The sequence below is a fragment of the Acinetobacter rudis genome (genome assembly GCF_000829675.1).
GTDB lineage: Bacteria > Pseudomonadota > Gammaproteobacteria > Pseudomonadales > Moraxellaceae > Acinetobacter > Acinetobacter rudis.
In genome coordinates, this window is sequence record NZ_BBRX01000029.1 from 33,456 (window position 1) to 56,778 (window position 23,323).

At 40.4% G+C, this 23,323-nt stretch carries 25 protein-coding genes; 13 read left to right on the plus strand and 12 right to left on the minus strand.

What is annotated here, in order from left to right; translation table 11 throughout:
• Positions 1 to 15 precede the first annotated feature (15 nt).
• Positions 16 to 1,512, plus strand: a complete 1,497-nt coding sequence (locus tag Aru01_RS08630) for a CoA-acylating methylmalonate-semialdehyde dehydrogenase (RefSeq protein WP_016657147.1) — start codon at positions 16 to 18, stop codon at positions 1,510 to 1,512.
• A 102-nt stretch (positions 1,513 to 1,614) separates the two neighbouring features.
• On the opposite strand, the gene Aru01_RS08635 is transcribed toward Aru01_RS08630, so the two are convergent.
• Positions 1,615 to 2,373, minus strand: coding sequence for an IclR family transcriptional regulator (locus tag Aru01_RS08635; protein WP_016657148.1), 759 nt, complete (start codon positions 2,371 to 2,373; stop codon positions 1,615 to 1,617).
• Between the two features lie 256 nt (positions 2,374 to 2,629).
• Between Aru01_RS08635 and Aru01_RS08640 the strand changes: the two genes are divergently transcribed.
• A complete protein-coding gene (locus Aru01_RS08640; RefSeq protein WP_016657149.1) occupies positions 2,630 to 3,388 on the plus strand; it encodes an SIMPL domain-containing protein in 759 nt (252 codons plus the stop codon).
• A gap of 257 nt (positions 3,389 to 3,645) precedes the next feature.
• Here the strand turns inward: Aru01_RS08640 and Aru01_RS08645 are convergent, their stop codons facing one another.
• From Aru01_RS08645 to catM, 4 genes are all read right to left on the minus strand, one after another.
• Entirely contained in the window at positions 3,646 to 4,938 is a 1,293-nt protein-coding gene (locus Aru01_RS08645; protein ID WP_016657150.1) for a type VI immunity family protein, read from the minus strand.
• 12 nt (positions 4,939 to 4,950) lie between these two features.
• Positions 4,951 to 5,958, minus strand: a complete 1,008-nt coding sequence (locus Aru01_RS08650; RefSeq protein ID WP_016657151.1) for a hypothetical protein — start codon at positions 5,956 to 5,958, stop codon at positions 4,951 to 4,953.
• Between the two features lie 14 nt (positions 5,959 to 5,972).
• Complete coding sequence (locus tag Aru01_RS08655; RefSeq protein WP_016657152.1) at positions 5,973 to 6,503, minus strand: PAAR domain-containing protein; 531 nt, start codon at positions 6,501 to 6,503, stop codon at positions 5,973 to 5,975.
• A 299-nt stretch (positions 6,504 to 6,802) separates the two neighbouring features.
• The gene (catM, locus tag Aru01_RS08660) at positions 6,803 to 7,717 is read right to left on the minus strand and encodes a cis,cis-muconate-binding transcription regulator CatM (RefSeq protein ID WP_016657153.1); all 915 of its coding nucleotides are present in this window, start codon (positions 7,715 to 7,717) and stop codon (positions 6,803 to 6,805) included.
• A gap of 132 nt (positions 7,718 to 7,849) precedes the next feature.
• Here catM and Aru01_RS08665 point away from each other — a divergent pair, with 132 nt between their 5' ends.
• The 6 genes from Aru01_RS08665 (at position 7,850) to pcaD (ending at position 13,036) form a co-directional block, all read left to right on the plus strand.
• Complete coding sequence (locus Aru01_RS08665; protein ID WP_016657154.1) at positions 7,850 to 8,959, plus strand: muconate/chloromuconate family cycloisomerase; 1,110 nt, start codon at positions 7,850 to 7,852, stop codon at positions 8,957 to 8,959.
• 16 nt (positions 8,960 to 8,975) lie between these two features.
• Positions 8,976 to 9,266, plus strand: coding sequence for a muconolactone Delta-isomerase (gene catC / locus Aru01_RS08670; RefSeq protein WP_016657155.1), 291 nt, complete (start codon positions 8,976 to 8,978; stop codon positions 9,264 to 9,266).
• Between the two features lie 162 nt (positions 9,267 to 9,428).
• Positions 9,429 to 10,103 carry a 3-oxoacid CoA-transferase subunit A gene (locus Aru01_RS08675; RefSeq protein WP_016657156.1) on the plus strand — a complete coding sequence of 225 codons (675 nt, stop codon included), beginning with the start codon at positions 9,429 to 9,431 and terminating at the stop codon, positions 10,101 to 10,103.
• A gap of 14 nt (positions 10,104 to 10,117) precedes the next feature.
• Positions 10,118 to 10,768, plus strand: coding sequence for a 3-oxoacid CoA-transferase subunit B (locus tag Aru01_RS08680; RefSeq protein WP_016657157.1), 651 nt, complete (start codon positions 10,118 to 10,120; stop codon positions 10,766 to 10,768).
• Positions 10,769 to 11,011: 243 nt separating this feature from the next.
• Positions 11,012 to 12,226 (plus strand): 3-oxoadipyl-CoA thiolase, encoded by a 1,215-nt coding sequence (gene pcaF, locus Aru01_RS08685; RefSeq protein ID WP_016657158.1) that lies wholly within the window; start codon positions 11,012 to 11,014, stop codon positions 12,224 to 12,226.
• A 15-nt stretch (positions 12,227 to 12,241) separates the two neighbouring features.
• On the plus strand, positions 12,242 to 13,036 hold the full coding sequence (pcaD, locus tag Aru01_RS08690) for a 3-oxoadipate enol-lactonase (protein ID WP_016657159.1): 795 nt from the start codon (positions 12,242 to 12,244) through the stop codon (positions 13,034 to 13,036).
• Between the two features lie 192 nt (positions 13,037 to 13,228).
• Here the strand turns inward: pcaD and Aru01_RS08695 are convergent, their stop codons facing one another.
• Both Aru01_RS08695 and Aru01_RS08700 read right to left on the minus strand, forming a co-directional pair.
• A complete protein-coding gene (locus Aru01_RS08695; protein WP_016657160.1) occupies positions 13,229 to 14,146 on the minus strand; it encodes an AEC family transporter in 918 nt (305 codons plus the stop codon).
• Positions 14,147 to 14,379: 233 nt separating this feature from the next.
• Complete coding sequence (locus Aru01_RS08700; RefSeq protein WP_016657161.1) at positions 14,380 to 14,490, minus strand: hypothetical protein; 111 nt, start codon at positions 14,488 to 14,490, stop codon at positions 14,380 to 14,382.
• 267 nt (positions 14,491 to 14,757) lie between these two features.
• Between Aru01_RS08700 and Aru01_RS08705 the strand changes: the two genes are divergently transcribed.
• The 3 genes from Aru01_RS08705 to Aru01_RS08715 all read left to right on the plus strand — a co-directional run bounded on the left by Aru01_RS08705 (position 14,758) and on the right by Aru01_RS08715 (position 17,034).
• Positions 14,758 to 15,150 (plus strand): DoxX-like family protein, encoded by a 393-nt coding sequence (locus Aru01_RS08705; protein ID WP_016657162.1) that lies wholly within the window; start codon positions 14,758 to 14,760, stop codon positions 15,148 to 15,150.
• A 69-nt stretch (positions 15,151 to 15,219) separates the two neighbouring features.
• The gene (locus Aru01_RS08710) at positions 15,220 to 16,005 is read left to right on the plus strand and encodes a helix-turn-helix domain-containing protein (RefSeq protein ID WP_016657163.1); all 786 of its coding nucleotides are present in this window, start codon (positions 15,220 to 15,222) and stop codon (positions 16,003 to 16,005) included.
• A 189-nt stretch (positions 16,006 to 16,194) separates the two neighbouring features.
• The gene (locus Aru01_RS08715) at positions 16,195 to 17,034 is read left to right on the plus strand and encodes a sterol desaturase family protein (RefSeq protein WP_016657164.1); all 840 of its coding nucleotides are present in this window, start codon (positions 16,195 to 16,197) and stop codon (positions 17,032 to 17,034) included.
• Positions 17,035 to 17,091: 57 nt separating this feature from the next.
• Here Aru01_RS08715 and Aru01_RS08720 read toward each other — a convergent pair whose 3' ends face one another.
• The 5 genes from Aru01_RS08720 to Aru01_RS08740 all read right to left on the minus strand — a co-directional run bounded on the left by Aru01_RS08720 (position 17,092) and on the right by Aru01_RS08740 (position 21,221).
• The gene (locus Aru01_RS08720; protein WP_016657165.1) at positions 17,092 to 17,775 is read right to left on the minus strand and encodes a Rossmann-fold NAD(P)-binding domain-containing protein; all 684 of its coding nucleotides are present in this window, start codon (positions 17,773 to 17,775) and stop codon (positions 17,092 to 17,094) included.
• Positions 17,775 to 18,542 carry an SDR family NAD(P)-dependent oxidoreductase gene (locus Aru01_RS08725; protein ID WP_016657166.1) on the minus strand — a complete coding sequence of 256 codons (768 nt, stop codon included), beginning with the start codon at positions 18,540 to 18,542 and terminating at the stop codon, positions 17,775 to 17,777. The genes Aru01_RS08720 and Aru01_RS08725 overlap by 1 nt, the downstream gene beginning before the upstream one ends.
• Positions 18,539 to 19,219 (minus strand): glutathione S-transferase family protein, encoded by a 681-nt coding sequence (locus Aru01_RS08730; RefSeq protein WP_016657167.1) that lies wholly within the window; start codon positions 19,217 to 19,219, stop codon positions 18,539 to 18,541. The genes Aru01_RS08725 and Aru01_RS08730 overlap by 4 nt, the downstream gene beginning before the upstream one ends.
• A gap of 55 nt (positions 19,220 to 19,274) precedes the next feature.
• On the minus strand, positions 19,275 to 20,120 hold the full coding sequence (locus Aru01_RS08735; RefSeq protein WP_016657168.1) for a metal-dependent hydrolase: 846 nt from the start codon (positions 20,118 to 20,120) through the stop codon (positions 19,275 to 19,277).
• 162 nt (positions 20,121 to 20,282) lie between these two features.
• On the minus strand, positions 20,283 to 21,221 hold the full coding sequence (locus Aru01_RS08740; protein ID WP_016657169.1) for a LysR family transcriptional regulator: 939 nt from the start codon (positions 21,219 to 21,221) through the stop codon (positions 20,283 to 20,285).
• A 102-nt stretch (positions 21,222 to 21,323) separates the two neighbouring features.
• On the opposite strand from Aru01_RS08740, the gene Aru01_RS08745 reads away from it, so the two are divergent.
• Positions 21,324 to 22,484, plus strand: a complete 1,161-nt coding sequence (locus tag Aru01_RS08745) for an acyl-CoA dehydrogenase family protein (protein WP_016657170.1) — start codon at positions 21,324 to 21,326, stop codon at positions 22,482 to 22,484.
• 17 nt (positions 22,485 to 22,501) lie between these two features.
• On the plus strand, positions 22,502 to 23,302 hold the full coding sequence (locus tag Aru01_RS08750) for an HpcH/HpaI aldolase/citrate lyase family protein (RefSeq protein WP_016657171.1): 801 nt from the start codon (positions 22,502 to 22,504) through the stop codon (positions 23,300 to 23,302).
• The last annotated feature ends 21 nt before the right edge of the window (positions 23,303 to 23,323 follow it).

The following is a 23,323-nucleotide window of genomic DNA, read 5'->3' on the forward strand; positions in this document are numbered from 1 at the left end:
ATTGAGGATCATCCTATGCAAACTATCGGACACTTTATCAATGGTCAACACCATGATGAACACAGCAGAACCCAAGCTGTATTTAACCCATCCACGGGGACACAAGACAAACAGGTCTCCATTGCCAGCGCAAAGACTGTTGAGCACGCCATCGCCTCAGCACAAGCAGCTTTCCCTGCATGGCGCGATACTCCTGTCATCAAACGCGCACGCGTAATGTTTAAGTTCAAGGAGTTACTTGAACAGCATGCTGATAAGATCTGCGAGTTGATTGGAGAAGAACACGGTAAAATTGTCCATGATGCAGCTGGCGAATTACAACGTGGTATTGAAAATGTCGAATATGCATGCGGGGCACCAGAGTTTTTAAAAGGTGAATTTAGCAAAAATGTAGGACCATCAATTGACTCATGGAGTGAGATGCAACCACTCGGAGTCGTTGCAGGGATCACACCTTTTAACTTCCCAGTGATGGTGCCTTTATGGATGTTCCCAATGGCGATCGTCTGTGGCAACACCTTTGTACTCAAACCCTCAGAACGAGATCCGTCTGCAACCTTATATATCGCACAACTTTTGCAACAAGCAGGCCTACCCGATGGCGTACTTAACGTTGTCAATGGTGACAAAGTTGCTGTTGATACACTGCTACATGATCATCGCGTCCAAGCAGTCAGCTTTGTTGGTTCAACACCAATCGCACAGTATATTTATCAAACTGCCACCGCCAATGGTAAACGTTGCCAAGCATTAGGTGGTGCAAAAAACCATGCCATTGTTATGCCTGATGCAGATATCGACAACGTGGTGAGTTCTTTACTCGGGGCTGCATTCGGGTCTTCTGGTGAACGCTGTATGGCACTTTCTGTAGCTGTTGCAGTAGGTGATGAGGTCGCTGATTTGATGATCGCGAAATTATCAGAAGCAATGAAAGCGCTTAAATATGGGCCATACTTTGATAAAAACAATGACTTTGGTGCTGTCATCACAGCCGAACACAAAGCTAAAGTGATTGCTTATATTGATAGTGCTGAACAGCAAGGGGCAAAAATTATTGTTGATGGTCGTCAAGCCGCACCCACAGGTTATGAAAATGGCTTCTATGTCGGTGCAACATTAATTGACCAAGTACAAGCCAATATGACCAGTTATAAAGAAGAAATTTTTGGTCCTGTGTTACAAGTTATGCGCGTGAACAACATGCAAGAAGCCATGGACCTGATTGATAATCATGAGTATGGAAATGGTACATGTATCTATACACGTGATGGTGAAGCAGCGCGGTATTTTAGTGATCACATTAAAGTTGGTATGGTGGGTATTAATGTCCCATTACCTGTACCTGTTGCCTACCATAGTTTTGGGGGGTGGAAACGTTCACTCTTTGGTGACTTATATGCCTATGGTCCAGATGGCGCACGTTTTTATACCCGTCGTAAAACCATTACACAGCGTTGGCCAACGGCTAATGTGCGTGAAGGAGCTCAATTCTCAATGCCTACATTAAATTAAATTTAATCCACTCAATTAAAACTGCGAGAGGGTTTATTTTTATTCACCATCTCGCAGTTGCTATTGATCAGCATGTTAAATAACAAAAATTAAAGTGCGGACTTATTCGTTGCTGTGTTGTTCAATTAACATACCTAAGGCTTGAGCAGCTTCGCGTAACATCGGTTCAAAAGCGATAAGGTCTGCTAATGATTTTCGAATTGTAGGCGCATGTGTATATAAACATGCCACGATTTGTTCATTACGACAGATCGGTACGGAACACGCTACCATTCCTGCGATAAACTCCTCATCATCAGTCCCAAGTTTTTGCTCAAAAATCTGCTCTAAATTATTGGCAAATGCAGTCGGATCAACCAAGGTATTTTTGGTCATGGCCTGAATTGGTAATAATTTTAAAACTTTTTGTTGTCTAGCTTCAGGGAGATAACTTAAAAATAGTTTTCCACTCGACGTACACCAAAGCGGTACGGTAGAGCCTACTGGCAAATAAACCTGTAATGGCCAATTGGTTTGAATACGATCGGTGTATAGCATTTGATTATTATTTAAAATTGCGATACCACAGGTTTCGCCAATCTGATCTGATAAACGCTGTAAAATTGCAAGACGCTCTATTTTTAAAGGTTCTTGTTCCCACGCTCCCATCAGCATTTTAAAGGTACGATCACCAATCACATAACCACCATAACTCTCACACTTGACAAACCCCTCTTGTTCTAGCGTTTGTAAAAGACGATGTATACTCGGTTTTGGAATATCCAGTGCTACAGCTAAGTCGAGTGGTGATGGTGGATGTTTTGCCTGTGAAATGGCTTCTATAATATCCAATACACGGGTGATTGAAGAGCCTTTCGTCATCGATCGCTATTCCTAAATGAAGCGGCAAAAAAAGCATTATAGTATAGCGTCTACAGCTTGGATAGTTGATGATCAGCTTCGTTCTCCATCAACATGCCCTGTGATCGTAAACAACAAAACAAAACACATAAATCTGAAGTAGTCTCTTGTCCTTGTCTAGTTCTTCACCTATATTTCAGTGCATGGCCATATCGCAACGACAGAACTCAATAACGATTTTCACCCTAAAACATCAGAATATTAGTGAAGCATAATTATGGAAAATAAATCGGTCACGCCTAAAACCTTATGGCTTTTTGCTGTCATATTAAGCTTAGGTTTTATTATATCTTCTGTTGTTATTGGCTATGCCTTTAAACAGCTTAATGGTAATAGAGACTCAATCACGGTTAAAGGGCTTGCTGAAAAACCGATAAAAGCGGATACCGCGCGTTGGGAAATCCATCTCACAACCAGTCGCGCCACACCCAGCATTTCAGAAGCCTATCAGTTACTTGATCAACAAATGAAAACTCTAAAAAGTTTTTTTGCTGAACATGGCTTTAAAAATGTCGAACTTCAATTGGGAAATAAAAGTTCAGAAGGCTACTATGAAAGTGTGGAAACCGCTGATGGCCGAACTATACGTGAGTTTAAAGGTTATACCGCGAAACAATCATTAGTCATTACCAGTCGTGACCTTGCCAAAATTACCCAAGCCGCAAAAGACGTCTACTTACTAGATGAAAAAGAAATTAAAGTCGATGAAAAACCAGAATATCTGGTATCAAACTTAGAAGAAATTAAAATGTCCTTAATTGCCAATGCCACCAAAAATGCCCATAGCCGTGCCTATGAATTTGCCAAAGTTGGTGATGTCAAAGTTGGAGCAATGCGTTCAGCGAGCCAAGGTGCGTTTTATATTTTGCCAGAAAGTGGGTCTGATGATGACAGCGATTATGGCGGTGCTTATGACAAAACCACCTTGAATAAAATTGCGCGTGTAGTCGTCACAATCAATTATGCCATCGAATAATACTGCTCTATATAATGCTAAAACCAGTCAGTTCCACTGACTGGTGCGCAGTAGCAGGAAAAGTTATTTCGATTATTAGACTTTCAGTTTTTTATTCAAAAGAGGTTAAGTGAGTTAAACATCAGATTTGAAAATCTATATGATTTACTCTATATCCATTATTAATGGATTTTCTCCAAATACTGTGCAGAAAATCAAGTTTTCAAATTGAGCCTTTGTATCTCGCTCTTTGGCATCAAATTAGAAAAGAACCGATTTCAATTTTGAATTTGAACTATTTCACTCACCAAGTGCCATTTTATTTTCTTCGCTTGCTTTAAAACGGCATGATCATAAAACTCCAAGAACCTTGGGGCGATATCGCCTTTGAGCAGTACCACATGCTGGCGATAATCATCAATCGAATTTTCCTCATAATGATCTCGATCGTTATAACCTACGTATATCGGCTGACCATCTAAATTAACTTGCTCATCATAACGATAAACACCATCAACAATGACCTGCTGACCTGATTCCATATAAATCCTCTTGTCAGGTTTCTGCTCGCGATATACCCCTTGATCTGGAAATATATCAGGTGCATCTAAACGACGAATCCATTTACGACTTTCATCCACGTCTAAAACTTGATAATTATTTCCCACATCATAGCTAATATTCAAATATGAACCATTTCGCAAAGGACGTAGTGCCTTATTAAGATCGTAATAACTTTCTAAAACAGGTTGATTACTTGGTAACAACTGAGGAAATTCCTCAAGCTGAAATAAAAATCCCTCTTTTTGTTGCTGTGGTTTGAGATTAAAATACTCACAATATTTGGGAAATGTTTTGGCTTCACAAATTCGTTGTACCAATGTATTACTGATATAGGTTAGCCAATCAATGCTTTTAATCCCATCTGCAATTTTGCTTCTTTCTCGAATACCCGCACCTTGATAAATCCCCCAAAAACGTTCGCCCTGTGCTAATGAGTAATCTCCAACACCCATTGGCTTATATGGGAGAACTCCTTGAAAACCAGCCACAGCATGATATACACCGAGCTTATCAATGCACATTTGGATGAGAAATAGAAGAATCTGCTTTTGCTCTGCATCAAAAATCAATTGATTAGGAACATGAAAGGTTAAGGTTGATGCGAATAACTTATGTCCTTCCCACCCCCGATTTGTAAATGCATAAATCATATACTCAGGAGCTTCATTACGTTCACCAGAAGCACAGCGCCATTCAATTTGATCATCTGGGTGGGAGTTTTGAGAAATTACTTCTTTAATGCTGGGTATCTCAGCAATATCGTAATAGCGCATTTTTCCTTTTTCATTTACATAGGACCCCCAAGTGAAATGCTCTACATAATGTTTATTAAATGCTTCAATACACTCAGCTAAAGCTTGACGTTTCTCAGGTGTATGACCTGCAAAATAAAGGAAGTGTGCCTGAAATTCAGCGCCAGTTATAAATAATGCAGGTTGATCTTTTCGAACCTCCATCCACTGAAAATCTTTACAATACGGGTCTAAATCCTGATAACTATTAATCATTTTTATTCCTTATCATCGTGCCAAAACAGAAAAACCTGTAATCAATAAAGCATCTTCAATCACTGTAGTTGCCTCAGCAACTCCTGCTGTAGCTACTGTTCCTGCACCACCTTCAGCGAATACAACTGAACCACAAATAAATGCACCTGCCAGTCCTACACTTGCAGTAATTGGGATCATTAAATTTTGATATTCTTGTAAAGGCACCAATTGGCGATAAAACTGAACTTGGGGTGAAGGTGGAGCAATCATTTTACCCATTGCACCAAACATACTTGGTATACCTTTCTTAGGTACTAAGACTGTAACGGCAGGACGAAATATAGCGCTTTTATAAGGTGTTGGATTTTTGATCGGTGGATAGACTGGAATTTTTAAACCACCATTAGGTGGTTTACGCGTATCACAACTACAATCAGTATCCGATAATTCTTTAACTTTTTTAGGAGCAATGATTTCATAGGCGTCAAATTGACCATCCGACCAATCATCCTTCCCAAACTTAATTTCAACAAGGCGCTCTATATTTTTTCCTTCAGGATAGAATCGACTCCAATCTATCGTTCCTGAATTACGCATTGCAATAATTTCAGTAGCTTTAATCGTTAAAATCGTCAAATCTGGAATACGGAAAGCACCTTTCGCCATTTCTTCAATTTGTTTTTGTGCAGCACCTAATGGAAAAGTTGATGGCCTATGCATCCGTTCTGGTTTACCACTCATAAGGGGCTTGGGTGGAGTAAGCCGCATGTTATAACCTACCTCAGCCAAATAAGCCCATACTCCGAAATTGACCTCAGCTTCAGCTCTAATAGCCTCAGTTACCGTTTGCTGAAATAATCTATTTCCATTTTTCGCTAATTTGGGCTTCTTATTGGCGGCACAAATATGTGCACAGAGATAAGTTTTATTTGTCCCAACTTCTAATGTTTTTGGCTGTCCCTGAGGCATTGATTTGGTTTCTGATTGCCCATTTTTATTTTGTGCCAATATACCCAAACTTGAACCACTACGTCCCATATCCCAATCTCCATTTATGATTGATCAGTAATGTGGTAACCATCAAATTGTGGCTGGTTTTCATCATCAATCACTTCAAGATTTACAGGAAGTTTCTCGTGTGTCCAAAGATGCTCTGTCTGCCCATGCTCATTTGTATACCCCTCAACAATAGAACCATCAGCCGCTGAAATTTTGTATTTTTGATTTACCACGGGATTATTGTCATCATCTAAAAGGGTAAAAAACTCGTGGTATTTCTGAGGTGTTGATATTAATTGTTCAGGAACACTTGACTCCCCGGTTTCATTAGACCATCCCATTAGGTTTTGGCTTGCGATGACTTGATGACCACAACTTAATAAACAACCATCGTAAGCAATACTTTTACCTTGATCAGTATGCATAGGCTGACCTTGCATGATTGTCTGTGGACAATTACAACACAGCGCTTTCATACCGATTGCAGTTACAGGACGTCCTAAAATAATGGTGCTGACATTCCCTTCAAGGACAACTCCACCGCCAGATGTTCGATCTCCAATACAGATATAATACTTAATCATTTGCATGACCTTTTTATCAAAAGAAAATTAACCTAAAACCATAAAAGCTTTTCAACGGCGGAAAACTAGCATGTTTTTTATTGAATAATCTTGAGATAAGGTTAAAATTACAAATGTAATCAATGTATTATAAAAATAATAATCATTCTAAAGTGATATATATACTGTGATAAAGACTGCGTTACTTTGTTTGTAACATTAGAACGGATTAATGTTAAAGAAGAGGTAAAGAATACCAGTCAGGTCAACGTCTCACTGGTATTATCATCAAAATATTCGACCGATAAAACACTTATGCGCTAAACATCAATACGGACATCAATCTGTTCGTCTTTAAATACCTCTTGGATGCAGTCTAAAATTTTAGGGATATAGCTGCTTTGATCCATATTTCGAACAGATAAAGAGATTGGGCTATAGGCCTCTAAGTCCAAAATCGGGATATAAACCAAATTTTTCATTCCAATGTCACTTGCACTTTCAGGAATTAAGCAAATCCCCTCTCCTGATGATACTAAGCCCATAGCCATATGGATTTCTCGTACTTCGATCAGTTTTTTAGGCACTAAACCTAACTCTGTGAAAATCGACTGCACCGCGGTAGCAAAGTTTGGCTTTGGTGTAGTCGGATAAGAAAATATCGACTCATCCACAATCTGAGCTAAATAAATACCACTTTCCATATATTGAGCTAAATGGTGTTGTTTATGTACAGCCAACTTCAATCGTTCTTTACGTAGCAACATCCGTTTAATGGATGGATCACTAATGCGTAAGCGTCCAAAACCTAAATCAATCTTGCCTTGTTTTAATGCTGCGACTTGTTGGTGAGTACCGCATTCAATCAATTCAACCTGAATATCAGGGTTACGTTGTCTGAACAGATAAATAATTTGTGGCAACAAGGCATACAATAAAGAACTGACATAGCCGATCTTAACTGTTTGATCTACTGAACTAATTCTCTGTGCCATACTGGTCGCTTGTGCAGTATGTGTTAAAATTTGCACAGCATGTTGATAGAAAAAACGGCCAGCTTCAGTGGTTCGCACAGGTCGAGTGCCACGTTCAAATAATAAGATCCCAAGCTCTTCCTCAAGCTTTTGGATTTGTCGACTGAGTGGTGGTTGAGCGATACACAATTTCTCAGCAGCTTTAGTAATACTCTGCTCTTCAACTACAGTAACAAAATAACGTAGATGTCTTAATTCCATTTTTGAGCACTCCTCAGTCCAGATACCCCAGCAATATACCCGATAAGTATGTAAAAATACCAATTTTCCTCTAGTTTAAGATATTACATTATTTTAGGGTATATAAAGAGTCCACTGTTGAAGAATATTAGGATGTATAAATCAGTAGAAACACTGCTTGTTGAAATTCCAACCATCCGTCCACACAAAATGGCGGTTGCAACAATGCAGACTCAAACCCTTGTTTTGGTCAAAGTCACCAGCAACGATGGATTAGTTGGTTGGGGTGAAGCGACTACGATTGGCGGTTTAGGCTATGGAGAAGAAAGTCCTGAAAGCGTCAAGACCAATATCGCAACTTATTTTGAACCACTGCTTAAAAGCTTGTCTGGGCTAAATTTTGCGCAGACCATGCAGCAAATTAAAAAGCAAATCAACGGCAACCGTTTTGCAAAGTGCGCAATCCAAACTGCATTGCTTGATATACAAGCACAGCGTTTAGGCCTGCCACTAAGTGAATTACTGGGTGGCCGTCTACGTGATAGCATTCCAGTATTATGGGTGTTGGCTTCTGGTAATACAGAGAAAGATATTGCTGAAGCACAAAAGATGATTGAGTTAAAGCGACATAATATCTTTAAACTCAAAATTGGTTCACGTCCAGTTGAGCAAGATGTAGAACATGTTCTTGCCATCAAAAAAGCACTCGGATCAGATATCTCAATTCGTGTTGATGTCAACCGTGCATGGTCTGAACGTCAAGCTGTTCAAGGTATTCAACTGCTACAAGAAGGTGGCGTTGATCTTATTGAGCAACCTTGTGCAATTGACAATATAGATGCCATGCAGCGCCTCACTGAGCGTTTTGATATTGCCATCATGGCCGATGAATCCTTGATGGGGCCAAATAGTGCTTACCAATTAGCACGTCGAAATGCTGCTTCAGTATTCGCAGTAAAAGTTGCTCAATCTGGTGGTTTAGTTGAAGCATGTGAAGTTGGAAAGATTGCCAACTTAGCAGGCATTGACCTTTACGGTGGTACGATGCTGGAAGGCCCTGTAGGTACGATGGCTTCGGCACATGTTTGCACGACTTTTGAAAATCTAGCCTATGGTACTGAGTTATTTGGTCCACTGCTATTAACTGAAGAAATTTTAAAAACCCCTCTTCAATATCAGCAATTTGAACTGGTTGTACCGACTACACCAGGTCTTGGTATTGAATTGGATCTCGATAAAATTGACAACTTACGTCGTAAATAACTGAAGGAATCTCCCCATGTTGTTTCAAGTTCGCATGGATGTAAACATCCCACTTGATATGCCAGTTGAACAAGCGAATCAAATTAAAGCTGTTGAAAAAGCGTATTCGCAAGATTTACAACGTCAAGGTAAATGGCGTCATATTTGGCGTATTACTGGCCAATACTCTAACATCAGTATTTTTGATGTAGAAAGCAATGAAGAGCTGCACAACATCCTACAAGGTTTGCCTCTTTACCCTTACATGAATATTGAAGTGATGCCGTTAAATCGCCACCCTTCATCTATTCGTGAAGATGATCGTTAATTGTTCTCCTAGCAAACAATTAAGGCTGATCACTTAACGTTACAAGATATCCCAATATCTTGTAACGTCATGACTATGGATGGTTATGCACAGCCATTGGTTCTTCCCCATCAGGAGATCAATGGCTGTGCATAAAAATTCGGACTACTTCGGGGATGCAACATGATTGATAAAAGCACAGGGTCTTTAATCAACGTATTATCCGTCATTAAAGATGGCGCCACCATTATGATTGGTGGTTTTGGTACAGCTGGGCAACCAGCCGAACTCATTGATGGTTTGATTGAACTTGGTGTCAAAGACTTGGTCATTATCAATAATAATGCAGGTAATGGCGACTATGGTTTGGCGAAACTGTTAAAGGCAGGTGCTGTTCGTAAGATTATCTGTTCTTTCCCTCGTCAGTCTGACTCATGGGTATTTGATGAGTTATATCGTGCTGGAAAAATCGAACTAGAACTTGTTCCTCAAGGCAACTTAGCTTGTCGTATCCAAGCTGCTGGTATGGGATTGGGTCCAATCTATACACCTACAGGTTTTGGTACTTTACTTGCTGAAGGCAAACCGACAATGCACTATGAAGGCAAAGACTATGTCTTAGAAAACCCAATTCGTGCAGACTTTGCTTTAATCAAAGCTGAGCAAGGCGACCGCTGGGGTAACCTGATCTATCGTAAAGCTGCGCGTAACTTTGGCCCGATTATGGCTATGGCAGCAGATTGTACAATTGCACAAGTTTCACAAATTGTTGAGCTTGGAGCACTTGATCCTGAGCATATCGTTACACCAGGTATTTTTGTCCAACATGTGGTTCAAGTGAACCCAACTCAGGCTTAAGTAGGAGCACCCGTATGAGCTATAGCAAACTCAGCCGCGATCAAATTGCTGCACGTGTTGCACAAGACATTCCAGACGGTGCCTATGTCAACCTTGGCATTGGTTTACCTACCAAAATTTCAAAATACCTTCCGAGTGACAAAGACGTATTTTTGCACTCTGAAAATGGCTTATTGGCCTTCGGTCCACCTCCAGCAGAAGGTGAAGAAGACCCTGAGCTCATTAACGCAGGAAAAGAGTATGTCACCATGCTCACTGGCGGTGCTTTTTTCCATCATGGTGATTCATTTGCCATGATGCGCGGTGGCCACCTTGATATCTGTGTATTGGGTGCATTCCAAATTGCAGCCAATGGTGACTTAGCAAACTGGCACACTGGTGCCCCTGATGCCATTCCTGCTGTAGGTGGTGCAATGGATCTTGCAGTCGGTGCTAAAAAAGTTTTTGTCACCACTGACCATGTAACTAAATCAGGTGAGCCTAAAATTGTGGCTGAACTGACTTATCCAGTGACAGGTCAAAAATGTGTAGACCGTATTTATACAGATCTATGCGTGATTGATGTAACGCCAGAAGGGTTAAAAGTACTTGAAATGGTTGAAGGCCTTAGCTTTGAAGAGTTACAAGCTATGACGGGTGCAAAGTTGTTGCCAATAGGTGCTTAGGGATAAATTTCTCCTCGGTGAGTTTACCCCTGTATAAATCCCCCCTCTTTTTCAAAGAACAAAGCTACTGCCTGTTCACTAAATAGAATGGCACTTTTCCCCCTTCAATACTGGGGGACAAGGGGGGAATTTTGATCAGAGCTTAGGAAATGATGAAACAATAAATCAGATTTCTCCAATGATCGCTCTAACAAACCAAACCTCATATGCTCCCACTCATGGCGAATAAATAAGGAAATACAGATGAAACACGCTTATATCGTTGATGCAATTCGTACCCCATTTGGCCGTTATGCGGGTGGGCTGGCACCAGTACGTGCAGATGATCTTGGTGCTCTCCCCATCAAGGCACTTATTGAACGTAATCCATCAGTAAAATGGGAACTGGTTGATGATGTGATTTATGGCTGTGCCAACCAAGCAGGTGAAGACAACCGTAACGTTGGACGTATGTCTGCACTGTTAGCAGGTTTACCCGTTGAAGTACCTGCAACGACAGTGAATCGCCTTTGTGGTTCATCTCTAGATGCCATTGCGATGGCTGCCCGTGCAATTAAAGCTGGCGAAGCTGATTTAATCGTTGCAGGTGGTGTTGAATCAATGTCTCGCGCACCTTATGTTATGGGCAAATCTGAAGGTGCTTTTGGTCGTAGTCAAAAAATCGAAGACACAACAATGGGCTGGCGCTTTGTGAATCCTGCCCTAAAAAGCTTGCATGGTGTTGATACCATGCCGCAAACAGCTGAAAATGTTGCTGAACTATTTAACATTTCACGTGCCGACCAAGACCAATTTGCGTTAAACAGCCAATTGCGTACTGCTGCTGCTCAACAAGCTGGTTTCTTTAAACAAGAGATCGTGCCTGTAACTATCCCACAGCGCAAAGGTGATCCTGTAGTTATCAGTGAAGATGAACATCCACGTGCATCAACCACTATTGAGGCTTTAAATAAATTAAAGCCTGTGGTTAAAGCCGATGGTTCAGTCACTGCGGGTAATGCTTCTGGTATCAATGATGGTGCAGCAGCCCTATTGATCGCATCAGAAGAAGCGTTAAAACAACACCAATTAAAACCTCGTGCCAAAATCATTGCAGCAACTACAGTGGGTATTGAGCCACGTATTATGGGCTTTGCTCCTGCACCTGCGATCAAAAAGCTACTAGCACAAGCCAATATGACAATCGATCAAATGGATGTTATTGAGCTCAATGAAGCATTTGCAGCTCAAGCTCTAGCCGTTACTCGTGATCTTGGTTTGGCAGATGACAGCACTAAGGTCAATCCAAATGGTGGTGCGATTGCACTTGGTCATCCGCTTGGTGCGTCTGGTGCTCGTTTGGTCACGACTGCGCTGAATCAACTCGAAGCAAGTCAAGGTCGTTTTGCATTATGCTCAATGTGTATTGGTGTAGGTCAAGGCATTGCTTTGATTATTGAACGTGTAGAGTCAGTTTAAGTTTAGGAATTGCATATGCCATCTTTTCAACAACAAGATTTGCAACAAAAAAATCTTCAAATCAACTATCAAACTTTTGGTGACTCAAAAAATCCTGCAATTGTATTCTCAAATTCGTTGGGTACCAACTACAGTATGTGGCAGGCACAAATTGAGCATTTTCAGAAGCATTACTATGTGATTTGTTACGACACCCGCGGTCATGGACAATCAACTGCCCCTCAGGGTCCTTATCACCTTGAGCAATTAGGTCAAGATGTGATTGCCCTACTTGATCACCTCGGTGTACAACGCGCAAGTTTCTGCGGGATCTCTATGGGTGGTCTAACTGGTCAATGGTTAGCTGTTCACTATCCTCAACGTTTCCACCGCGTGATTGTTTGTAATACTGCTGCCAAAATTGGCATAGAAACCGCTTGGTTAGACCGTGCTAAATTGGTCCGTGAGCAAGGTTTAGCACAGATAGCAGCAACTGCAGCATCACGTTGGTTTACCGAAAGCTTTATCCAAAGCCAAGCTGCAACTGTCGAACTTTTAAGTCAACATCTGGCAGCTGGCAGCGCAGAAGGCTATGCAAGTTGTTGCGAGGCTTTGGCTAAGGCTGATTTACGTGAAGACATTAAAACGATTTCAGTTCCAGTTTTAATCGTTGCAGGTCAATTTGACCCTGTAACTACAGTTGATGATGCCAAGCAAATGCTTGCGGCAATCCCTGGTAGCCAACTCTTTGAAATTGCAGCTTCGCATATTTCAAATATTGAATGCCCTGCTGACTTTAATACTGCGGTAGAAAACTTTATTGCGGCCTAAAATTTATTTCTATTTGATGGACCAATCGTCCATAGAAAAGGAGTGCTAAGGCACTCCTTTTCTATATATTAAATTAAACTTGGCACCTTGAGCCTTTCATTCAATCGTATCAAGACGAAACCATACGGTATTCATCGCGATTCAATCTAGGTAATTGGTAAGCGTGATAACCGCCTAATTGTTCAACTTAAACTACAACAAATACTGCATCAGAAGAGACAATAACAAAGGTAAAGTAATCGCAGATAATGCGGTTTGTAAACCAATGACCCCAGCCATAAGCGAATGATCCCCTCTTAAAATCTTGGTTAGCACATAAGCTGAAGAAGCTGTTGGAATCGCAAAAAAGATCAAGAGTGCCATAGTTTCAGCATGACCTAAACCCATAGCATAAGTTATGGCAAACACTAGCGTAGGTAATACCACCAAACGTAGCACGCTCATATTTAATGCGCGTACTAAATGCTGTCTAATTTCTCGTATTTGAATAGCAGCACCTACACATAACAGCCCCAGCATTAAACTACTGCTTGAAAATATATTCAGCACACTTTCAAAACCACTCCAGATTGGAATGTCTAAATAATTCACTGTCATCCCAAGCAGACACGAACTAATCAAAGGGTTTTTAATTAATGAAATAAAAATATTTTTAAGATTTAACTGCTGCCTTGGTGTCAAAGAGAGAATGGATATGACATTTACCGCAGGGATCGCAATAGCCAAGATATTAATCAATAAACTTTTAACTTCAGGATTATTCAGTGTTGTTGCAATTGATAAACCAATATAAGTGTTAAATCTTAGTAAACTTTGTACATAAACACCAATTCGAGCAACTGGAGTATGCCGAATCCATGCGACTAAATACACTGTCGTTGTTAGCAAAAACATGAGGACAAAGATAATCCCCAAGACAGTCGACATCTGTGAAATTTGAGTATTGGCTTTGGCTAAAGATAAAAATAAAAGTGATGGAAATAAAATATAATAATTGAGTTTTTCAGCACCATCCCAAAAGTTCAACTCCAGCACCTTGGTTCTTTTTAAATAAAAACCCAATACAATTAGTGCGATAGATGGGAAGAAGATCCCCAAAAGTTGAAACATGAGATTGGCCTATTACTGAGTATCTTGTTAATTTTATATGACCTATCCCGAACCCTCCCCAGTTGATGGAGAAGGCGTGAAAAACAAGAAAATAACTGATCTCGGCCACATACCATGTAAGACAATCAATGATGTAAAACACATTGTTGCATTAATCTATGGATTTATAACAAATAAATACCATGATTATTTGGGAGAGTGCAACACGCGCTTACACCTCAGCAGATCTTATCTTACATAAAATATTCCCAGATAATATAGCCGAGACCAAAACCAATGAAGGCATATAGTGTAATGATAAAAAACACAAAACTTGCCTTATTTTTCTTTTTTAATACGCCCATGTTTATCCCCTTAACTATGCTTTGGATACAGTGTTATTTTGGCTGATTATAAACAAAATCATAGACACAGATTTGTTTTAAAAAAATATAACAGTTTAGCTATAAACTTAAGAACTGTTATAGAAAAAACAATGCAATCCAATGATAGATTTCAATTAAATTTCAGCGTAAACAGCTTAGACTCATCTGTGTTTAATGATTTGAGAAAGTGAGATAATCTATTACACTGAACTCACTGTCATTCACCAAATTTAAAATGATACGCTTATGGATAATCAACAAATTATAAGATTTATTCACATTATCCTCGCTGGGCTATGGTGTTATCAGGGGTTAATTCCAAAACTGATTTTTACCAGTCCAGATGAAATCGCAGTGTGGCAATGGATTGGACTGTCATTCACTCAAGCCACGTTATTGGGCCAAATCAGCGGTGCACTTGAAATTATCTTTGGCTTACTCTTTATCTTTTTCCATACAAAGCTACTGCATTATCTGAGTATATTCAGTCTAATATTTTTATTATTACTCATTGGGTTTGTCATTCCAGATACACTCATTCGTGCATTTAACCCTGTGGTGATGAATATTTCGATGATCAGTTTATCTTGCATTGCGCTGATGTTGATGCAACAAAAAACAACCCGAAAATCAGGATGATCATTAAACTGAAGATCTTTTTAAAATACGATTCATTTGTTTTATACCGACAAGAGCACCAGCAAGAACATGACAGTGGCTACAAAATATTGGACAGGTAAAATTGCACTGGGTTATGGCATCGGATATTTTACTGGAATGACAGGTGATAACCAGCCACATCGCCACCATGCTCATCAGCTCAGTTTCGCCCAAAACCCCAAAGACAAAGTGCATATTCAGACTGAGCAACAATCTCTACACTACGCAGGTATTTTTATTACTGCCAATACTGAACATCAGCTATTCGCTGGGCATTATTGCTCAATCTATATAGATCAAACTCATTTTCTTGCTGAGATTATTCAGGATTATCTACAACCTCATACTGCGATCACTGCATTATCCGAAGACTTGGTTGATTTACTCAGAGCCTGTTTTTTAGAGCAAGACTCAACCTTACATGCTTTTGAACAACTCATCCTGTTTTTCAAGCCAAAGCTTGATCTCGATCTGTCGAATAGACAACAAGACTTTAGCCAATGTCTTAAACTCAATCTACACGGCGATCTAACCGTACAACAGATGGCTACTGCCTTAAATATTTCGGTGAGTCGTTTTAGTCACTGGTTTAGTGAAAGTTTCGGCATTTCATATCGCAGTTACCGTAAATGGTTGCGATTACTACATACCATCCAACGTATTAATCAGCGTAATAACCTTACAGATCTGGCTCATCAGGGGCAATTTTCAGATCAAGCTCACTTTAGCCGTACCTGTAAACAAATGTTCGGCATTCAACCCTCATTATTAAAATTTATTCCAGAGATTGAGCAATTACCTATTTTAATTCCTAGCCCTACTGATGAACAATAATCTCAGGTTAAAATCAGCTTCACGCTAAGCTCATCAAAAATACAATGCAATCAAGCGTCAGATCTCCAGCGCTTCAATTGATTTATTTCTACTGAAACAAGATAGTTCAATAACAGCTTAGCGGTTTCATTCAAGTTTTAATGGAACACGCTACACATACTGGTCGGACATACACCTATTGGAGCTAATATGTCTGCCCTGATGAAGATAATGCTACGCTATTTATTTTACCCACTGTGCATAGCGTTCACACTTTATATCCTCACACTTATTGTTTCAGAGGCTATCCCCTATTGGCCAACGGCAATATTAATGATCCTTGGCAGTGGTTTTCTCATTGCCTTAGTTGAACGTTATATGCCTTATCAACGTGATTGGTTAGAATCACATCAAGATACCCTCACCGATATCATTCATGCGGTATTTAACTTATTTTTGATTGTTTCTGTGGCATACCTTGTTGAATACTTAAATATCTTTAGGTTTTTCCCACGACTGTGGCCTGATCAGTTGGCATGGTATTGGCAGTTGGCCATCATTGGATTAGTCATCGATTTTGGTTTATGGCTGATGCATTATTTGAGTCATAAATATAAATTTTTATGGAAACTCCATTCAATTCATCATCAATCGAGCCGTTTATACTGGTTAAATGCTGAAAAAAGACATCCGCTAAGTGCTCTAGTTTTGGCAGGACCAAGTCTAAGCTTACTCGCTTTATGCGGTGCACCGAGTACACTGATTGCTTGTTGGATGATGCTCATGGCAGTACATTTATTTTTCCAACATGCTAATGTTGATTATCGGGTTGGGCCATTTAAGTATATTTTTGCAGTTGCAGAAGTTCATCGCCTACACCATAAGCATGGTTTGGGTCGTAAAAACTTTGGTGAAGTCTTTATATTTTGGGATGTATTCTTTAAAACTTTCCATTATGAAGATCAAAAAGTGCAAGCCGATAAAGTTGGTGTACGTAGCCCGATTCCCAATGAATATATTGGACAGCTACAATGGCCTTTTAAGAAGTAAAATTGATTGAATCATTCAGGACTTCAGTGGTGAATATCCTGAAACGCTCAGTCACTTTTAAATACGCAGCTCCTGACTCCAAGTCGATGGGGGCTGTTGATAAAGATGATAACAAGTATTACTCAGTACCTGCATCAGTGCAGGTTGAGTACTCTCCCACCGTGTTAGAGCACAGTGCACAATATGAATACCCTTAGGTTGAAACTCTCGCGCAAGAGATTGTGCCAATGCCCGAATACTGGCCTGCACACTTTGCTGCAACAAATCGGTGTCTGATTGTGCCACTTGTTCTACACCTAGAAAAATCAGTGTTCCTTGCGATCTAGCGAGCATCTGCCGAATCATTACTTGCGCAATACTCACAGTACTTAGACCATATTTCTGCCAATAGTGCTGTAACTGCTGTATAGATGACTCATCCTTAATATCGGGTACATGACATGCGGCTTGAAACACACATAAATCGATAACGTATCCAGCTTGATTTAACTGTTGTACAAATGCATGAACAGCGAAAGGATCCAGCAGATTGATATGAATTTTCTGCACACCACTCTGATGAGCTGAAACTTGTACTGCATGTATCGTGCTGTCTGTTTGTAATTGATAAATTGGCATATCGAGATGTTCTAAACTGACAGCAAAGCATTGAGTAAAAGCTTGAAAATCATCACCAATCAGTACGACACATGCACGAGATTTTGTACCCAGACCAAAACAACGCCGAATAAACCTTCTCATTAAAATTTCTCCTGATAAGGACGTAAATCCAATTCATGGGTCCATAGCTCTGCTGTTTGCTGATGTAACATCCAATAACTTTCAGCAATGGCATCAATATTGAGTCCACCTGTACCCCGTGTTAGACGTGCTATACGTCCCAATCCCCATAGTGCCCGATTCACTCGATCACCATCGACCATTCCATCAATCACAATATGAGCCACATGGATCTGAGCAGAGCGATAATACTGTGCCAGATTGAGCGCATAATTTCGTAGAGCAAACTTGCCCATGCTAAATGCAGCAAAAAAAGGTTTTGCACGCATCGAAGCACTTGCACCGGTAAAAAGCAGAGTTCCACTTTGCTGTTTTTGAAAGATTTTTAAACTGCTTTGTGCAACGACAAATGCAGATAAAAATGTAGAACGCCACATTTGATTAAAAAAATCAGAACGAGTCTGTAAAAATATTGACGGAATATTGCCACCAACATTATGAATCACGGCAGCCAAATACTCTTGCTGTTGACTAATTTGGTCAAATAAAGCCTGAACTTGAACACTATCTTCAGCATCAACAACATGAGCAACAGCTCGTCCACCGTGATGATTAATGGTATTTGCAACTCGTTGCACTTTCTTTACGCTACGCCCGACCACATAAAGCTTGTATTGTGCTTGGGCAAAACGCCGACACACTGCAGCGCCAATGCCCTGCTCTGCACCTACCCCAAAGACGACAACTACCTGAGTTTGCGTTGTTATTTGTGGTTCTGATGGCTTCATAAGCGTTGAATCCATTGCTGAATATGAGGATAACCCTTGATATGCTCAGCCCATCTCATACTGGTCCGAATCACTTCTCTCAACTGTGAACCTACAGCAATATCTGCAATCGTTTGACAATCTCCAACCAACCAGCCCGTTTGTTGTAGGACCAGCTCAATTCGCGCTAAATGACCTCTAAATTCAGCCTCAATATCTGCTTTAGCCATTCGCCCAATGCCCTGCATCTTGATTTGCATCATTAAAGCTGCCTTTAACATGGGTTTGACCAAGATACTTTCATGCGCAGGTCGGCCTTGACCCGCAATCGCCACAGCTTGATTAAACGCCTGTGGATCTGTGACCCGAAAATAAACCTCATAGAAATATAACAGCTCATCTGCCCAATCTTCCCAGAGTTCAACTTGAGCCTTGAGTAAGGGATCTGTCGGATAGAGTAAAGGTAAATCAGGATAAGTTTGGTCTAAATAACGCGCTATACGGGTACTGTCTTGTATAAGTTTACCATTGATGTCGAGTACAGGCACTTTCCCCACCTTACTCAACATCGGAACTTTTGCAGCCAACAAACCATTATAATTTACACTTTCAAAAGCAATGCCTTTAAAGCGCAACATCCGACTGACCTTCTGACAAAAAGGTGAGATTTCCCATTGATGCAAAACCACTGAACTCATTGTATTGGCTCTCTTTATGATATGAATTAATTGTCTTTATTCGATTAAAATTCGGCTAGGTCGCTAAGCCAATTTTGGCTTTAGTTTGGGCTAAAATCTCTGATTCATCGACATCATTGGGATGAAAACCAAAACGATAATATGGCAACAATTGTGGGACTAATTTACGTCCAATTTGCACAGAGAAACTGGCAAACTTTGCCCAAGACCTTAAATTCAGTAATTGTTTATCACGAGACATCAAAATCAACTGATAACTATTTGATAAAGTTGAAATGAAAGCCAAGCAAAAAGTAAAAATAAAAATTCGCGGTAGGTAAGCATCTAAGCCTTGACCATAAAGATATTGATACATATCAAAAGCAACTGCTTTATGTTCAGTTTCTTCAATACTATGCCATAACCAAAGATTACGAATCGTGTCATCTACAATTAACTCATGACCCTTTTTCATCATTTCTGCCCCAAGCACAGCAGTATAGTGTTCAAGGCCAACCGTCATTAGTAAATTCCATTTTTTGGGCATGACTTTTTCGAGTGCAGTTAAAATAGTGCCTGTCAGTTTTTCCAATGATTGAGGATCTAAACCATGCTGCTGGGCACTTTGATGAAAAGCATGATGTTCTTTTGAGTGCATCGCCTCTTGACCAATAAATGCCCCAATCTCTCGGTCTAAAGCTGAGTTATCTTTTACTCGACCTCTTAATGCGCGTACTGAGCGCACAAAATACGCCTCACCTTCAGGAAACAAAGTCGATAAGCCTGTAAAATAATGGGTCATACTCGGATCGTGTAGACACCAATATTTAGGTAATTGTTTAAACTCATAATCCATACGACGTACAGAAAATGATGCCGTTGGTTTCACATTCGATGTTTGTTGTAGCACTGACGTTGACATAACTCACCACCTCATACTTTATATAGAAAACTTCGCCTAACAAGCAGGCTTTTATTATTAGTTCTAAAAAGGAACTTAATAGAAAGTATCGGGGTGATCTGGTGTTGTCAATCGAGTACATGATGAAATGATTAAGGTTGTCCTGATATGACTGTAGTCTTCCTAAAAAGATATATGAACCCACTGTGCATTGGGCCATTTTTTCTCTTTAATCGATTGTTCAACACAGCACATGATGTCTTTAGAAATAATCCGAATATGTTTGGGCATACTCCGCGTTGCATGCATCGCTAAAGTCACGACACGAGTAAAAGCAGGATCATCAATCGCTGCGACTTTAATCTGCCCTGTTTGAAACTCATGAATCACGGAAACCAAAGGTAATATGCTATAACCGAAATTTTGGATCACCAATTGTTTTTGGATATTTAGATCATTCGTTTCTGCATAAACACTTAAGTCAAAGTCCTGCTGCTGATAAGCCTGCTCAATCAGCGAGCGTAATCGATGCGGATGAAAAGGTAATATTAAAGGCAGTTGCTGAATTTGATCTAATGCCAATGACTGTTGCGACTGCAAATTCGATTGCGCTGATCCAATCAGAAACAGGGGCTCTTTCACTAACGGAATCATATCGATAAGTTTTGATGGTGTTGCATCATACATCAGCGCTAAATCGATATCCCCTGCCTCTAGCCACTGTTTTAAATGCCCTGAATAAGCCACCGATATTTTAAGCTGTACCTCTGGATATTTTTCCTTAATCAAACTCATGATCAGCGTCGAGAGTAATTCACTGATACTCGACAATACCCCAATATGCACTTTGCCACGAACCACACCCTTACTTGCAGTCAGTTCTAATTTGGCTGCTTCAAGTTCATTTAAGATACGACGTGCATAGGGTTCGAGTAACTTACCATCCTCTGTTAATGCCATTCCATGACGTGAGCGATGAAATAGTTTCACCCCAAGCTCCTCTTCGAGCATCTGCATCTGCCGAGATACTGCGGGCTGCACAAGATTAAGCATTGCTGCTGCTTTGGTTAGGTTCTCAACCTCTAAAATTGTGATGAAAGTCCTCAGCTGCTTGATGTCCATATCAATGATTTCCTGCTATCTATTCCATCAAAATATACTATTTTAAACCTCCATACATAACAATATATGATCAAAATAATTAATCAGCATAAGGACAGCACAGTGAAAAGCACATTTAATAACTATCCAGAAATCCGTGAAGCAGTACGGGCGTTATGTGCACAATTTACAGATGAATATCATCGTAAAATTGATGAGGACAAGGCTTATCCTGAGGAATTTGTGGATGCCTTAACTGGCGCTGGCTGGCTGGCTGCAATGATCCCTGAAGAGTTTGGCGGCTCAGGTCTAGGTTTGGCAGAAGCGTCTGTGGTGATGGAAGAAATTAACCGCAGTGGCGGAAACTCAGGCGCTTGTCATGGACAAATGTACAATATGAGTACTTTGCTACGAAATGGTTCACAGGCGCAAAAAGAATTTTATCTACCTAAAATTGCTTCAGGTGAATGGCGTCTACAATCCATGGCAGTCACGGAGCCAACAACAGGTACAGACACCACCAAGATTCGTACCACCGCAGTAAAAAAAGGTGATCGCTATGTGATTAATGGTCAAAAAGTCTGGATTTCTCGCGTACAACATAGTGACTGGATGATCTTACTCGCACGTACCACTCCCTTGGCTGAGGTGAAAAAGAAATCTGAAGGTATGTCGATTTTTATGGTCAATATCAAGGAAGCCATGCAATCTGGCATGGTGGTACAACCCATTGCCAATATGGTCAATCATGAAACCAATGAATTATTTTTTGAAAACTTAGAAATTCCTGAAGAAAACCTCATCGGTGAAGAAGGCAAAGGCTTTCGTTACATCCTTGATGGCTTAAATGCTGAACGTACTTTAATCGCAGCAGAATGCATTGGTGATGGTTATTGGTTTATGGATCGTGCAACTCACTACGTTAAAGAACGTGAAGTTTTTGGTCGCCCGATCGGGCAAAACCAAGGGGTGCAATTTCCTTTGGCAGAATCCTTTATCGAAATCGAAGCTGCGAATCTCATGCGCTTTCGTGCCTGTGAACTGTTCGACCAAGGCCAAGCCTGTGGTGCAGAAGCCAATATGGCCAAATACTTAGCAGCAAAGGCCAGTTGGGAAGCGGCCAACCACTGCTTGCAGTTCCACGGTGGTTTTGGTTTTGCCAATGAATATGACATTGAACGAAAATTCCGTGAGACCCGCCTGTATCAGGTTGCTCCAATTTCAACCAACTTAATTTTAAGTTATGTGGCTGAACATTTACTTGACCTACCACGCTCGTTCTAAGGCAGGAGTTAGATCAAATGCAAAAAATCCGCTCCATGCTGTTTGTACCTGCCAATCGCCCCGAGCGTTATAGCAAAGCGCTCAATAGCGGCAGTGATGCAGTGATTATCGATTTAGAAGATGCAGTTCCTGAAGCAGATAAAATCACAGCACGCGTGCAACTCAAGCAATGGTTGATCGCACACCCTGAGCAACAGGTCATGATTCGGGTCAATGCTGATCAGACTCCATGGTTTACCGAGGATATTCTACTGGCTCAGTATGCCAATGTATGTGCAATTGTTTTAGCCAAAGCTGAGCAAGAACGTGCTTTTGAAGCAATTAAAAGTATTCGTAACCTTGCAATTTATCCGATTATAGAAACACCTTATGGCATGGCTCATGTTGAAGAGATCGCTGGTTTTCCTGCAGTACAGGCACTAATCTTTGGCTCTATCGATTTTCAACTGGAAATGCAAATGACAGGAGATGCTTTAGAACTGATGTATTTTCGCAATAGAATGGTTTTAGCCTCTAAACTTGCTGGCATTGCGCAACCAATTGATGGTGTGACTGCAGATTTTAGCAATCTTGAACTGCTCAGCGACGAAACCATACAAGCTAAAAAACTAGGTTTTCAAGGCAAACTCTGTATTCATCCCAAACAAGTCGATATAGTTCAGCAAGTCTTTAAGCCCAGCTTTGCAGAAGTGCAATGGGCAAAAGAAGTCTTAGCAGCAGTACAAGCAGCTCAAGGACAGACCATCAGCTTAAATGGAAAAATGATTGATAAACCAATCATTAGCCAAGCTGAAAAAATCTTACAGCAACTCGATTAATATAGGTAAAGGATCATACAC

Excerpts from the sequence above, each read along its gene's own strand:
- Aru01_RS08630 (WP_016657147.1), top strand. The coding sequence starts at position 16 with ATGCAAACTATCGGACACTTTATCAATGGTCAACACCATGATGAACAC.
- Aru01_RS08635 (WP_016657148.1), bottom strand. The coding sequence starts at position 2,373 with ATGACGAAAGGCTCTTCAATCACCCGTGTATTGGATATTATAGAAGCC.
- Aru01_RS08640 (WP_016657149.1), top strand. The coding sequence starts at position 2,630 with ATGGAAAATAAATCGGTCACGCCTAAAACCTTATGGCTTTTTGCTGTC.
- Aru01_RS08645 (WP_016657150.1), bottom strand. The coding sequence starts at position 4,938 with ATGATTAATAGTTATCAGGATTTAGACCCGTATTGTAAAGATTTTCAG.
- Aru01_RS08650 (WP_016657151.1), bottom strand. The coding sequence starts at position 5,958 with ATGGGACGTAGTGGTTCAAGTTTGGGTATATTGGCACAAAATAAAAAT.
- Aru01_RS08655 (WP_016657152.1), bottom strand. The coding sequence starts at position 6,503 with ATGATTAAGTATTATATCTGTATTGGAGATCGAACATCTGGCGGTGGA.
- catM (WP_016657153.1), bottom strand. The coding sequence starts at position 7,717 with ATGGAATTAAGACATCTACGTTATTTTGTTACTGTAGTTGAAGAGCAG.
- Aru01_RS08665 (WP_016657154.1), top strand. The coding sequence starts at position 7,850 with ATGTATAAATCAGTAGAAACACTGCTTGTTGAAATTCCAACCATCCGT.
- catC (WP_016657155.1), top strand. The coding sequence starts at position 8,976 with ATGTTGTTTCAAGTTCGCATGGATGTAAACATCCCACTTGATATGCCA.
- Aru01_RS08675 (WP_016657156.1), top strand. The coding sequence starts at position 9,429 with ATGATTGATAAAAGCACAGGGTCTTTAATCAACGTATTATCCGTCATT.
- Aru01_RS08680 (WP_016657157.1), top strand. The coding sequence starts at position 10,118 with ATGAGCTATAGCAAACTCAGCCGCGATCAAATTGCTGCACGTGTTGCA.
- pcaF (WP_016657158.1), top strand. The coding sequence starts at position 11,012 with ATGAAACACGCTTATATCGTTGATGCAATTCGTACCCCATTTGGCCGT.
- pcaD (WP_016657159.1), top strand. The coding sequence starts at position 12,242 with ATGCCATCTTTTCAACAACAAGATTTGCAACAAAAAAATCTTCAAATC.
- Aru01_RS08695 (WP_016657160.1), bottom strand. The coding sequence starts at position 14,146 with ATGTTTCAACTTTTGGGGATCTTCTTCCCATCTATCGCACTAATTGTA.
- Aru01_RS08700 (WP_016657161.1), bottom strand. The coding sequence starts at position 14,490 with ATGGGCGTATTAAAAAAGAAAAATAAGGCAAGTTTTGTGTTTTTTATC.
- Aru01_RS08705 (WP_016657162.1), top strand. The coding sequence starts at position 14,758 with ATGGATAATCAACAAATTATAAGATTTATTCACATTATCCTCGCTGGG.
- Aru01_RS08710 (WP_016657163.1), top strand. The coding sequence starts at position 15,220 with ATGACAGTGGCTACAAAATATTGGACAGGTAAAATTGCACTGGGTTAT.
- Aru01_RS08715 (WP_016657164.1), top strand. The coding sequence starts at position 16,195 with ATGTCTGCCCTGATGAAGATAATGCTACGCTATTTATTTTACCCACTG.
- Aru01_RS08720 (WP_016657165.1), bottom strand. The coding sequence starts at position 17,775 with ATGAGAAGGTTTATTCGGCGTTGTTTTGGTCTGGGTACAAAATCTCGT.
- Aru01_RS08725 (WP_016657166.1), bottom strand. The coding sequence starts at position 18,542 with ATGAAGCCATCAGAACCACAAATAACAACGCAAACTCAGGTAGTTGTC.
- Aru01_RS08730 (WP_016657167.1), bottom strand. The coding sequence starts at position 19,219 with ATGAGTTCAGTGGTTTTGCATCAATGGGAAATCTCACCTTTTTGTCAG.
- Aru01_RS08735 (WP_016657168.1), bottom strand. The coding sequence starts at position 20,120 with ATGTCAACGTCAGTGCTACAACAAACATCGAATGTGAAACCAACGGCA.
- Aru01_RS08740 (WP_016657169.1), bottom strand. The coding sequence starts at position 21,221 with ATGGACATCAAGCAGCTGAGGACTTTCATCACAATTTTAGAGGTTGAG.
- Aru01_RS08750 (WP_016657171.1), top strand. The coding sequence starts at position 22,502 with ATGCAAAAAATCCGCTCCATGCTGTTTGTACCTGCCAATCGCCCCGAG.